The following is a 12,291-nucleotide window of genomic DNA, read 5'->3' as shown; positions in this document are numbered from 1 at the left end:
GCCGGCACGGAGAGATCAATACAACCCCGCCTCCCCAGGAGGCCGCGTCTTGAACCGCTTGTGCACCCACAGGTACTGCGCCGGCAGCTTGCGCACCTCCTCCTCGATCCAGAGGTTGATGCGCGCCGTGTCGGCTTCGGCGTCCGCCGTGGGGAAATCCGGCCACGGGTCGAGCACGCGCAGGCGCCAGCCCGCACCGCCCGGCAGCATCTCGCCCACCACCGGCTGCACGGTCATGTTCAGCAGGTGCGCCATGCGCGACGGCGCCAGCAGCGTCGCCGCCGGCACGCCGAAGAAGGGCACGAACGCCGCGTCCCGCGCGCCGAAGTCCATGTCCGGCAGGTTGAAGAACGCATCTCCGCGCTTGATCGCCCGCATCAGCGCCCGCGCGCCTTCCTGCCGCGCATAGACCTCGACCCCGCCGAAACGCAGCCGGCCACGGCGCACGGCGGCATCGAAGACGGGGTTGGTCTGGGCCTGGTAGATCGAGCCGGCGTGGCGGGTCTGGTTGAGCAGCAGGCCGATGCCGACCGCGTCCAGCGCCAGGAAATGCGGCACCAGCCACATCACCGGGCGGTCGCTGCGCTCGGCGAGCTTCACGTCGCCTTCGACGTGGATCAGCCGCTGCAGCCGCTCGCGTGAGGCGTACCAGAGCACGCCGCGCTCCAGGAAGCTGCGGCCCAGCCAGCCGAAGTGGGCGCGGGCGATGGCCTCGCGTTCGGCGAGCGGCATCTCGGGCAGGCACAGTTCGAGGTTGCGCAGCGCGATGCGCCGACGCGATTTGCCGAATTTCCACAGCAGCGCGCCCAGCCCCAGGCCAAGCCGGTGCTGCGCGCCCATCGGCAGCCAGTGCAGCAGCCACAGCAGGGCCAGCACCGCATGGGCGCCTGCGCGGGAGAGAAACGATTTCATGTGGCGTCGGTCGGCGTTGGCTTCGGGGCCGGGGTGTCGATCGGGCGGGGCGCCTTGTAGCGGTGGTAGCCCCAGAGGTATTGGCCGGGATTCTGGCGGATCAAGGTTTCCATCGCACGGTTGACCACGCCAGCGCCCAGCGCCGCCAGCCGGTCGGGGTCCGGCTCCGCGCGGGCCTCGGGCAGCGGCTCGGCGGGCGGCTGCACACGGATCACGAAGCCCCGCCCCGCTGGCAGCCGCTCGCAGCTCAGCAGCAGCCAGTCGGCGCCGGTCTGCGCCACCAGCCGGGTCGCCAGCGTCATCGTGTAGGCCTCGCGGCCGAAGAACGGCGCCCACACGCCCATGCCCTCGGGCGGCACCTGGTCCGGCAGCAGGCCGATCGTGCCGCCCTGGCGCAGCGCGCGGATCATCTGGCGCACGCCGGCGAGCGTGGCCGGCGCCGTCTCCAGCCCCGGCCGGTTGCGCGACTGCGCCACCAGATCGCGCAGCCACGCCTTGCGCGCTGGGCGGTAGAGCGCGGTCATCGGCTGCCGGGCGCCAAAGCGCTCGGCATAGGCCTGGCCGATGATCTCGAAGCAGCCGAGGTGCGGCGTGAGCAGCACCAGCCCGCGGCGCTCGGCCAGCGTGGCCTCCAGCAACTCGGCGCCCTCCCAGCGGACGAGGTCGCCCAGCCGCTCCTGCGGCCCGCGGCTCCACAGCCAGGGCAGCTCCGCCACCATGCGCCCGGCCGAGGCGATCGCCGGCCGCGCGGCCACCCACGGCAGGCCGGCCTGCTGCACGTTGGCGCGCAGGCGGCGGCGGTAGGTCGGCGAGCCGAGGTAGGCAAGCCAGCCCAGCAGCGCGCCGATGGCGTGCAGCAGGGGCAGGGGCGTGCGTGCGCCCACTCGGAACAGGGTTGAAATCACGTGGCAGAAGGCAGGGCTAGAATTGAAAGATCGCCGAGTTAAGGAACAACTTGCGGGGCGACGGGCCGGGGCCGACACCAGAGAGTCGATTCAGGCACGCTTCTTTCAGTTTTCTCATTGAGATGGGCTGAAGTTGAACCAAACCGCTAAAGCGTTCGCCGCAGGCTCCCGAATAGCACGGCGACACGCCCCGATCAGCTTGTCCGACTTCAGGAGTTTATAAGTGGCGAACGATTTCCTCTTCACATCCGAATCCGTCTCGGAAGGTCACCCCGACAAGGTCGCGGACCAGATCTCGGACGCGATCCTCGACGCGATCTTCGAGCAGGATCCGCGCAGCCGGGTCGCCGCCGAGACGCTGTGCAACACGGGCCTCGTGGTGCTGGCGGGCGAGATCACGACGAACGCGCACGTCGACTACATCCAGGTCGCCCGCGACACCATCAAGCGCATCGGCTACGACAACACCGAGTACGGCATCGACTACAAGGGCTGCGCGGTGCTGGTGGCCTACGACAAGCAGTCGAACGACATCGCCCAAGGCGTGGACCATGCGTCAGACGACCACCTGAACACCGGCGCCGGTGACCAGGGCCTGATGTTCGGCTACGCCTGCGACGAGACGCCGGAGCTGATGCCCGCGCCGATCTACTACGCCCACCGGCTGGTGGAGCGCCAGGCGCAGTTGCGCAAGGACGGCCGCATGCCCTTCCTGCGCCCGGACGCCAAGGGCCAGGTGACGATGCGCTATGTCGATGGCAAGCCGCACTCGATCGACACGGTGGTGCTCTCGACCCAGCACGACCCGGACCAGAGCGAGACGCAGACGACGATGAAGCCGTCGTTCATCGAGGCGATCCGCGAGGAGCTGATCAAGCCGGTGCTGCCGAAGGAATGGATCACCGCGGACACCAAGTTCCTCATCAACCCGACCGGGCGCTTCGTCATCGGTGGTCCGCAAGGCGACTGCGGGCTGACCGGCCGCAAGATCATCGTGGACACCTACGGCGGCGCCTGCCCGCACGGCGGCGGGGCGTTCTCGGGCAAGGATCCGACCAAGGTGGACCGCTCGGCGGCGTATGCGGCGCGCTATGTGGCCAAGAACATCGTCGCGGCGGGGCTGGCCAAGCAGTGCCAGATCCAGGTGGCGTACGCGATCGGCGTGGCGCGGCCGATGAACGTGACGGTCTACACCGAAGGCACGGGCGTGATCCCGGACGCGCAGATCGCCGCGCTGGTCAACGAGTTCTTCGACCTGCGCCCGCGCGGGATCATCCAGATGCTGGACCTGCTGCGGCCGATCTACACGAAGACCGCCGCGTATGGGCACTTCGGGCGGGAGGAGCCGGAGTTCACGTGGGAGCGGACGGACAAGGCGGCGGCGCTGCGGGCGGCGGCGGGGCGTTAACCCCGCCTTGCGCCCCAGCGAGCGTTCCGATCAACGCTTGGGCGGGCGGCGCTGCAGCCCGCCTTCATTTCCGCTGGCGTCGCCTCGGCGCGGCGGCCGGCCACTGTCATCGCGCGGCGACTGGGGGCGCTCACGACGCCCACTTGGTGCGCCGGGGTGTGGGGGCCTCGGACTACTGCGCTCGGCTATCGATGGCTGTTGGGACACCCACTCCGCCGCTTCCTTGCGCGCAATCTCCAGCACCCGGTCCAGATCCGACTCCGGCAGCCCCTTCAGCACGCAGAAGTTCGCCCGCGTCAGCGTGGTCTTCTCGAAGTCGCGCAGCAGCTGGGCGCGGTTGCGGCGCTTGACCTCCTGCAGTTCCTGCTCTTCGCGCTGCTGGGCCTGGGCGGCACGTTCTTCGGCGCGGGCCTTGTCGCGGTGGGCGCGTTCGGCTTCGGCCTCCTTGGCGCGGCGCTCTTGGTGGACGGCGCGGCGGCGGTCCAGCTCTTCCTGGGCGACCTGGCGGTGTTCGTCGGTGATCTCGCCGGCGGGCTGGCCGTCGAGGTCGACGCGGTGCTCGGCCTTGGTCAGCGCGATCAGGTAGGCGGTCGTGCCGGTGTGGCGCCGCAGGAACGCCGACATCACCGCCTTGGTGAACACGCCCGGTGCGCGCTCCTTGATGTCGGCCTGGATGCGCAGCTTCAGCGGCTTGACCACCTGGCCGGCGAACAGGGCCGGGAAGCGTTCCTTGAGCTGGCGGGCGCATTCCGCCGGGGTCATCTCGGGCGCCTTGGGCGTGGCCGGTGCCTCGACCACGGCGGCCTGCGCGACCGTCTCCGCCACGGGCTCGACAGCGGCCTGCGCCGCAGGTTCGGCGATGGACTCGGCAGCGGGCTGTGCAGACTCTTCAGGGACGATCGGGGTGTCGGACGTGGACATGGGGAGGGGGTCGCTGGAACAGAAAAGGGCTCCATTGTGGCCGCTCGCCGTTTTCGCCGCCCGTGGCCGCACCTTCGACGCCGCCAGCTTGGCCTGCACCCGCGCCGTCTCCACGTTCGCGTCATGCACCAGCGCCACACCCATGCGGCGCTTGACGAAGCTCTCCGGCTTGCCGAACAGGCGGATCTCGGCGTTCGGCACGCGCAGCGCCTCGTCCACGCCGTCGAACACGATGCCGGCCGCCTCGACGCCACCGTAGATGACCGCGCTGGCGCCCGGGCTCTTCAGCGCGGTGCTCACCGGCAGGCCGAGGATGGCGCGGGCGTGCAGCTCGAACTCGTTCTGCCACTGGGTGATCATCGTGACCATGCCGGTGTCGTGCGGGCGCGGGCTGACCTCGCTGAACCAGACCTGCGCCCCCTTGACGAACAGCTCCACGCCGAACAGGCCCTGGCCGCCGAGGTTGTCCGTGACGGCCTGGGCGATGCGGCGGGATTCCTCCAGCGCGGCGGGGTGCATCGGGTGCGGCTGCCAGCTTTCCACATAGTCGCCGCTGACCTGGACATGGCCGATCGGGTCGCAGAAATGCGTTTCCACCTGTCCATCCGCCCCGAGGGCGCGCACGGTGAGCAGGGTGATCTCGTAGTCGAAGTCGATGAAGCCCTCGACGATGACCCGCCCGTGGCTGACCCGGCCGCCCGCCATCGCGTGGTCCCAGGCTTTGGCGACATCGGCGGGGCCGTCGAGCTTGCTCTGGCCCTTGCCGGAGCTGCTCATCACTGGCTTGACGACGCAGGGGTAGCCAATGCCGCCGTCGATCGCGGCCTGCAGCTCGTCGAGCGAATCGCAGAACTGGTACGGGCTGGTCGGCAGGCCGAGCGTCTCGGCGGCCAGGCGGCGGATGCCTTCTCGGTCCATCGTCAGCCGGGCGGCGCGGGCGGTCGGGATGACGCGCACGACGCCTTCCGCTTCCAGCGCTTCGAGCGTCGGCGTGGCGATGGCCTCGATCTCGGGCACGACGAAGTCCGGCCGCTCGGCCTCGATCAGCGCCCGCAGCGCCTCGGGGTCGCTCATCGCGATCGTGCGGGCGTGGTGCGCGACCTGCTGACCGGGGGCATGGTCGTAGCGGTCGACGGCGATCGTCTCGACGCCCAGGCGTTGCAGCGCGATCAGGACTTCCTTGCCGAGTTCGCCGCTGCCCAGCAGCATGACGCGGGTGGCGTTCGGGGAGAGCGGGGTGCCGATGGGGTGCATGGTGGTGTTTGGCTGAACAATCCATGATTGTCGCTGGCACCAGTCCGGATGGCGGACGTCATTCGGTTCGGAATTGACAGGGCGCAAGGACGGCGGCGCGCCCTGTTTTCATCATGTTGTCATCGAACAAGGCATTTGCCCGAGGAGTGTTCATGACCGCCAAGACCGCCAAGACCGCCGCCAAAGCTGCCAAGGCCACCACCGCTACCCAGATCGCCGCTTTCCCTGCCGTGCCCGCGACTCCCCGGCGCCGCGCCCCGCGCAAGACCGCCTTGGCGGCGCCGGTCGAGATGACCGACAAGTCCGCGCCGATCACGGCCGCGCGCATGGAGTCCTACGAGGTCGGCGCGGCGATCGAGGCGGCCCGCGCGGTGCAGGCGATGGCGGTGACCGATGTGCTGGCGCGCCATGCGCGGGGCTAGGGTGGCGACGAGTGGCGGTCGCAGCTGCAGGCGCTGATCGATGGCGCTTCGCCCGACGACATGGCGGCGCTGCGCCGCACGCTGCTGGGCCGTGAACAGGGCACGGGCACGGGGCCGGGGGTGAACCCCGATCTGGAGCTGTCGGCCGGCTGGCGCGAAGGGGCCTATCCCTACCGCCACCTGCTGTCGCGCAAGAGCTATGAAAAGCAGAAGTACCGGCTGCAGGTCGAGCTGCTCAAGCTGCAGGCCTGGGTGAAGGAGACCGGCGCGCGGGTGATCATCCTGTTCGAGGGCCGCGACGCCGCCGGCAAGGGCGGCACGATCAAGCGCTTCATGGAGCACCTCAACCCGCGCGGTGCCCGTGTCGTCGCGCTGGAAAAGCCCAGCGAGGTCGAGAGCGGTCAGTGGTATTTCCAGCGCTATGTGCAGCACCTGCCCACACGCGGCGAGATCGTGCTGTTCGACCGGTCCTGGTACAACCGCGCCGGGGTCGAGCGGGTGATGGGCTTCTGCACCGATGCGCAGTACGACCAGTTCATGCGCGAGGCGCCCGAGTTCGAGCGCAACCTGGTGCGCAGCGGCATCCACATCTTCAAGTTCTGGTTCTCGGTCAGCCGCGAGGAGCAGCGCCGCCGCTTCAAGGAGCGCCAGGGCCACCCGCTCAAGCAGTGGAAGCTCAGCCCGATCGACCTGGCCTCGCTCGACAAATGGGACGACTACACCCGCGCCAAGGAGGGCATGTTCCTGCACACCGACACCTCGGACTGCCCGTGGATGGTGATCAAGTCGGATTGCAAGAAGCGCGCGCGGCTCAACGCGATGCGCTATGTGCTGCACCGGCTGCCCTACACGAAGAAGGATGTCACCGTCATCGGGCCGACCGATCCGCTGGTCGTCGGGCGGCCGTCGCTGGTGTCGAGCGTGCTGGACGATCAGATCGCACCTGCACAAGCCGGTTGATCTCGCAGCGTGGGTACGTCGCGAGCGTCTGTTCCTACAATCTCCGCAAGGAGACAACAGACCATGACCGACCCTGCTGCCGAGTTGCCGCCGGCCGAGCTTCGCCGTCACTTCATCGTCGCGATCGGGGCGTCCGCCGGGGGGCTGGAGGCGCTGTCGTCGCTCATCGCCCACCTGCCGACCGACCTGAACGTGCCGTATGTGATCCTGCAGCACCTCTCGCCGACCTACCGCAGCATGCTGGCGCAGCTGCTCGGGCGCGAGACGGCGATGGTGGTGCGCGAGATCGAGGACGGCATGGTGCCCGAGCCCAACGCGATCTACACCACGCCACCGAACCGCAACCTGGAGTTCCGGGACGACCGTTTCCTGCTGATCGCGCCGGCGCAGGAGGTGCTGCCCAAGCCCTCGGTCAACACGTTCCTGTACTCGCTGGCCGAGGCGCGGGGCGAGGGCGTGATCGGCGTGGTGTTGTCGGGCACAGGCTCGGACGGCGCCTCGGGGCTGCGCGCGGTCAAGGCCAGCGGCGGGCTGACGTTCGCGCAGGATCCGTCCACCGCCAAATACGCCGGCATGCCGCAGGCCGCGATCGACACCGACTGCGTGGACTGGGTGCTGGCCCCGGCCGACATCGCCCGCGAGATCGCCGGCATCGTGCGCACCCACGGCCTGATCCAGCCGCCGCACCAGGGCCAGAACAGCCCCGCCACGCTCAAGACGCTGCTGGCCAAGGTCCACCGCTACACCAAGGTCGATTTCTCGGGCTACAAGGAGACGACCGTCTGGCGCCGCATCCTGCGCCGCATGGCCGCCAACCGGGTGGCCTCGCTGGACGAGTACATCGCGCTGACCCGCAAGAACCCGGATGAACTCGGCCAGCTCTGCAAGGACATCCTGATCTCGGTGACCTCGTTCTTCCGCGACGGCGAGGCCTTCGTGGCGCTGCGCCGCGCACTGGAGGAGCGGCTGGCGACCAAGCGCATCGGCGACGAGGTGCGCATCTGGGTGCCGGGCTGTGCCACGGGCGAGGAGGTGTACTCGATCGCCATCCTGCTGTCGGAGCTGCTGGGGGCCGGGCGCCATGACTTCAAGATCCAGCTCTTCGCCACCGACATCGACCAGGCCGCGATGAACATCGCCCGGCGGGGCCACTACTCCGAGGCCAGCCTGGCCGGTGTCGATCCCGGTCTGGTGGCGCGCTACTTCAAGCCGCACGGCGACACCTACGAGATCAGCAAGGAGCTGCGCGAGATGGTGGTCTTCGCGCGGCAGAACGTGGTGCAGGATCCGCCGTTCCTGCGCCTGGACCTGGTGTCCTGCCGCAACCTGCTGATCTACTTCCAGAACTCGCTGCAGGAGCGGGTGCTCGACATCTTCCACTACGCGCTGGCCCCGGCCGGGCTGCTGTTCCTCGGCAAGTCGGAGAGCACCTACCAGCGCGACAACCTGTTCGACACGGTCCACCGCGACCAGCGCATCTTCCGCCGCCGCGACGCGCCGGTCAGCAAGTCCACGGTCGTGTCGCTGATGATGGACGCCGCGCCGCCGCACCGCAGCGTGGTGCCGGCCAAGCCGCGCACGCTGGAGGAGCGCTTCCTGTCGGCGGCGTCGTCGGCCTATGTGCCGCCGAGCGTGCTCATCAATGCGCAGATGGAGCTGCTGCACGTCTTCGGCGATGTGAGCGACTACCTGGGGCTGCCGGTGGGGCGGGTCGATTTCAACCTGCTCGCGCTCATTCGCAAGGAGCTTCGGACCGAGGTGCAGACGCTGGTGCACCAGGCGCAGCACAAGCGCGCCGCCGTGTATGGCCGCCAGCATGACCACGACAAGTCGCCCGGCGCCTTCCGCATCGCGGTGCATCCGATTCCCGGGGTGGAGGTCGAGCCGCTGCTGCTGATCGCATTCGAGCCGGTGACGGTGCCGGACGCGGCGCGCCCCGAGCACGTCGACCTGCTGCCCGGCCTGGTCACCAAGGATCTCGAAGACGAGCTGATCGCCACCCGGGAACACCTGCAGACGGTGATCGAGGAGCTGGAGACCTCCAATGAGGAAACCCAGGCGCTCAACGAGGAGATGCAGGCCTCGAACGAGGAGCTGCAGGCTGCCAACGAGGAACTGCAAGCCGCCAATGAGGAACTGCAGTCCACCAACGAGGAGCTGACCACTGTCAACGAGGAGCTGCAGATCAAGTCGGCCGAGCTGGGCGACGCCAACGCCGACCTGGAGAGCATCCAGAGCAGCGTGGACTACGCGATCGTCGTGGCGGGCGAGCAGCAGCGCCTGCTGCGCTACAACGACACGGCGGCCCGGCTGTTCGGCCTGTCGCCGGCGCGGGTCGGCGACAGCCTGCGCGACGTGCTCGCCGGGCACCGGCTGAACGCGGTGCTGGTGTCGATCGACGAGGTGATCCGCACCCGCCGGCCGCTGGAGCGCCAGCTCACCGAGGGCGGCTGCCATTACCTGCTGCGCGCCTCGCCCCGGATGACGGCGCAGGGCGATGTGCGCGGCTGCGTGCTCAGCCTGCTCGACGAGACGCCGCTGTTCGAGGTCCAGCGCGAGCTGCGCGACAAGGAGCAGCGGCTGATGTCGATCATGACCTTCTCCACCACGCTCATCTCGGTGAAGGACACGTCCGGTCGCTACGAGTTCGTCAACCCGCGCTTCGAGCAGATGCTGCGCCGGATGACGGGGCTGGGGGCTGGCGACATCCTGGGCAAGACCGACCAGCAGGTGTTCCCGCCCGAGATCGCGCGGACCTTCCGGGAGCGCGACCTGGACGTGCTGCGCACGGGCGAGGCGTCCGAGATCCGCGAGGCGCTGCCCATCGGCGGGGCGTCGGTGCATTTCATCGCGCTGCGGTTTCCGATGATGTCGGACGACGGCGTGATCACGGCGGTGTGCACCAAGCTGGTGGACATCAGCCGGCTGGCGGGTGAGCTGGGCAGTGCCGGCCGCTGAATCCGCCCGGGTGGGGGCGCTGCTGGCGATCTCGCGGGATGTGGTGCTGGTCGTGCGGCACGCCGACCACGCCATCCTCGGCGCCAGCCCGGTGGCCGAGCGGGTCTACGGGCTGACGGCCGAGGTGCTGCGCACGATGCGCTACGACGACCTGGTGACCGACCGGTCTGCCGTGGACGAGATCTTCGCGCGCCACCGCGAGCATGTGCCGCTGCGCTACCACCGCCGCGCCGATGGCAGCCGCTTCCCGGTGGAGATGACCATCCACTGGCTGGAGGGCGATGCGGATGCCGCGGACGACGAGAACGACGAGCAGGGCTATTTCCGCATCTGCGATCTCACGGAGGTGGAGCTGGAAGAGCGCCGGCTGCGGGCGGCCGAAGACAGCTACCGGGCGATCTTCCATGCTGCGCCGTTTCCCATCCTGCTGCTCGACCGCCGTGGCATGGTCGCGGCGGCCAATGACGCGGCGCTGGCGCTGTACCGGGGTTCGGAGGCGACCCTGGTCGGGCTGCCGGTGGCCCGGCTGCTGCAGGACGAGCGGATGGCCCGGCGCTATTTCCGCTCGGCCCGCTGGCAGGTGTCGGGCCAGTGGCACCGCCGCTGCGACGGCGAGCTGTTCCTGGCCGACGTGTTCGTGTCGATCGTGCGGCTGCCCGGCGAGGCGCAGGCGGTGATGGTCGTGCGCGACGTCACCGAGGAGCGGGCGCTGTTGGACCGCGTGCAGGCCAGCGAAGCGCGCTGGCGCTTCGCCCTCGAAGGCCACGGCGACGCGTTGTGGGAGTGGGATCTGGCGAGGGGGAATTTCCATGTCTCTCGCCAGCTCAGCGAACAGATCGGCGCATTCCCTCCGGCGCAGCCCGACGCGGGCACCACCTACTGGAATTCGCTGGTCCACCCCGGCGACCGGGCGCGTCTGGACCGCGATCTGCTGGCCCACATCAAGGGCGAGACGGCGCTGGTGGACACGGAGGTGCGCCTGCGGCTGCGCGGGGGCGCCGACCACTGGTTCTGGCTGCGCGGGCGAGTCATGGAGCGCAACGAGGCGGGGCGTGCGCTGCGGCTGCTGGGCAGCGTGCGCGATGTGCAGCAGCAGAAGCAGCAGGCCGAGGAACTCGCCCACTGGCGCGAGCAGGTGCAGCACACCGCGCGGGTCACCAGCATGGGCGAGATGGCCGCCGCGCTGGCCCACGAGCTGAACCAGCCGCTGACGTCGATCCGCAATTTCAGCGCCGCGGCGCTGCGCCGGCTCGACCATGAGGGCCTGCGTGACCTGGCCGAGCTGCGGCGGGCGGTGCAGCTGATCGCCGACGAGGCCATGCGGGCCGGGCGGATCATGCAGCACATCCACAACTTCATCCGCAAGGGCCAGTTGCGCACCGAAGCGGTGTCGATCAACGAGCTGATCACCGGCTTCCAGCGCCTGGCCGACATCCAGGCCCGCCGCGCCGAGGCGGTGATCGACCTCGACCTGACGGTGGGCCTGCCGCTGGTGCGGGTGGACCGGGTGCTGGTGGAGCAGCTCCTGCTGAACCTGGTGCGCAACGGGCTGGACGCCATGCACACCACCCTGCCCACCCGCGAGCGGCCCCGGCGCATCGAGATCAGCACCACGCTGGACACCGCCGGGCAGATCCAGGTCAGCGTGCGCGACAGCGGCATCGGCCTGCCGGCGCACCTGGTCGCGGACCTCTACACCCCCTTCGTGTCCACCAAGCCGGACGGGCTGGGCATGGGGTTGGCCATCTGCCGCTCGATCGTCGAGTCGCACCACGGCCGGCTCTGGGCCGAGGCCAATCCGGCGGGTGGTGCGGTCTTCCATTTCACCTTGCCCGTGGCGGGACCGGCCGCCACACCCCAGGAGACGGCCCATGCCCCCATCCTCACGCTCACCGTCGCCCCAGCCCCTGCCAAAACCCCACGTGTGCGTCGTCGATGACGATGCGATGGTGCGCACCTCGCTGCAGATGCTGCTGGAGGTGCTCGGCATGCGGGTCAGCACGTACGCAGACGCCGCGGCCTTCCTGGCTGACCCGTTGGCACCGGATTGCGACGTGCTGCTGCTCGATGTGCGCATGCCGGGCATGAGCGGCCTGCAGCTGCAGGCGCAGCTCAACGAGCGCCATGCCGACGTGCCCATCCTGTTCATCTCCGGGCATGGCGACATCCCGATGGCGGTGCGCGCGATGCGGGCCGGGGCGCTCGATTTCCTGCAGAAACCCTTCAACGAGCAGGTGCTGATCGACTGGATCCAGACCGCCATCCAGCGGCGCGAGTCCGCTCGCGACCGGGCCGACGGGGCGGACGAGGTGCGGCGCCGGCTGGCTTCGCTGACACCGCGCGAGCGGGAGGTGCTGGACGCCGTCATGGAGGGCAAGGCCAACAAGGTCATCGCTGCCGACTTCGGGGTCTCGCTCAAGACGGTCGAGCAGCACCGCAGCCGCATGATGGGCAAGCTCGGTGTGCGCAAGGTCGCCGACATCTTCCGGCTGCTCCAGGGGGCGGATCCGCCGGACGCGGGGGGCGCGTTGCTGGGTTAACCCAGCAGGGG

Annotated in this window: 7 protein-coding genes and 2 pseudogenes; 5 read left to right on the top strand and 4 right to left on the bottom strand. The window is 69.5% G+C overall.

Annotated elements, in window-relative coordinates:
- Window positions 1-15: 15 nt before the first annotated feature.
- Together U5O44_RS22285 and U5O44_RS22280 are read right to left on the bottom strand one after the other, a co-directional pair.
- Window positions 16-912, bottom strand: coding sequence for an LpxL/LpxP family acyltransferase (locus U5O44_RS22285; protein ID WP_322590627.1), 897 nt, complete (start codon window positions 910-912; stop codon window positions 16-18).
- Complete coding sequence (locus tag U5O44_RS22280) at window positions 909-1,817, bottom strand: lysophospholipid acyltransferase family protein (RefSeq protein ID WP_473964716.1); 909 nt, start codon at window positions 1,815-1,817, stop codon at window positions 909-911. The genes U5O44_RS22285 and U5O44_RS22280 overlap by 4 nt, the downstream gene beginning before the upstream one ends.
- A 223-nt stretch (window positions 1,818-2,040) precedes the next feature.
- On the opposite strand from U5O44_RS22280, the gene metK reads away from it, so the two are divergent.
- Window positions 2,041-3,225, top strand: a complete 1,185-nt coding sequence (gene metK, locus U5O44_RS22275) for a methionine adenosyltransferase (protein ID WP_322590626.1) — start codon at window positions 2,041-2,043, stop codon at window positions 3,223-3,225.
- Window positions 3,226-3,255: 30 nt separating this feature from the next.
- Here metK and U5O44_RS22270 read toward each other — a convergent pair whose 3' ends face one another.
- Together U5O44_RS22270 and purT are read right to left on the bottom strand one after the other, a co-directional pair.
- On the bottom strand, window positions 3,256-3,987 hold the full coding sequence (locus tag U5O44_RS22270) for a ProQ/FinO family protein (protein ID WP_322590769.1): 732 nt from the start codon (window positions 3,985-3,987) through the stop codon (window positions 3,256-3,258).
- A gap of 213 nt (window positions 3,988-4,200) precedes the next feature.
- Window positions 4,201-5,400 (bottom strand): annotated as a pseudogene (gene purT / locus U5O44_RS22265) (formate-dependent phosphoribosylglycinamide formyltransferase); the annotation flags it as partial.
- 290 nt (window positions 5,401-5,690) lie between these two features.
- Here purT and ppk2 point away from each other — a divergent pair.
- The 4 genes and pseudogenes from ppk2 to U5O44_RS22245 all read left to right on the top strand — a co-directional run bounded on the left by ppk2 (window position 5,691) and on the right by U5O44_RS22245 (window position 12,280).
- Window positions 5,691-6,782 (top strand): annotated as a pseudogene (gene ppk2, locus U5O44_RS22260) (polyphosphate kinase 2).
- 63 nt (window positions 6,783-6,845) lie between these two features.
- Window positions 6,846-9,740 carry a chemotaxis protein CheB gene (locus U5O44_RS22255; RefSeq protein WP_322590625.1) on the top strand — a complete coding sequence of 965 codons (2,895 nt, stop codon included), beginning with the start codon at window positions 6,846-6,848 and terminating at the stop codon, window positions 9,738-9,740.
- Window positions 9,727-11,679 carry a PAS domain S-box protein gene (locus U5O44_RS22250; protein WP_322590624.1) on the top strand — a complete coding sequence of 651 codons (1,953 nt, stop codon included), beginning with the start codon at window positions 9,727-9,729 and terminating at the stop codon, window positions 11,677-11,679. Before U5O44_RS22255 ends, U5O44_RS22250 begins: the two co-directional genes overlap by 14 nt.
- Entirely contained in the window at window positions 11,663-12,280 is a 618-nt protein-coding gene (locus tag U5O44_RS22245; RefSeq protein WP_322590623.1) for a response regulator transcription factor, read from the top strand. Before U5O44_RS22250 ends, U5O44_RS22245 begins: the two co-directional genes overlap by 17 nt.
- Window positions 12,281-12,291 lie beyond the last annotated feature (11 nt).

It is taken from the genome of Sphaerotilus sp. (assembly GCF_034519685.1).
Classification (GTDB): domain Bacteria; phylum Pseudomonadota; class Gammaproteobacteria; order Burkholderiales; family Burkholderiaceae_C; genus Sphaerotilus.
The sequence above is the reverse complement of the archived record's forward strand: the minus strand, read 5'-3'. Positions and strand labels throughout refer to the sequence as shown.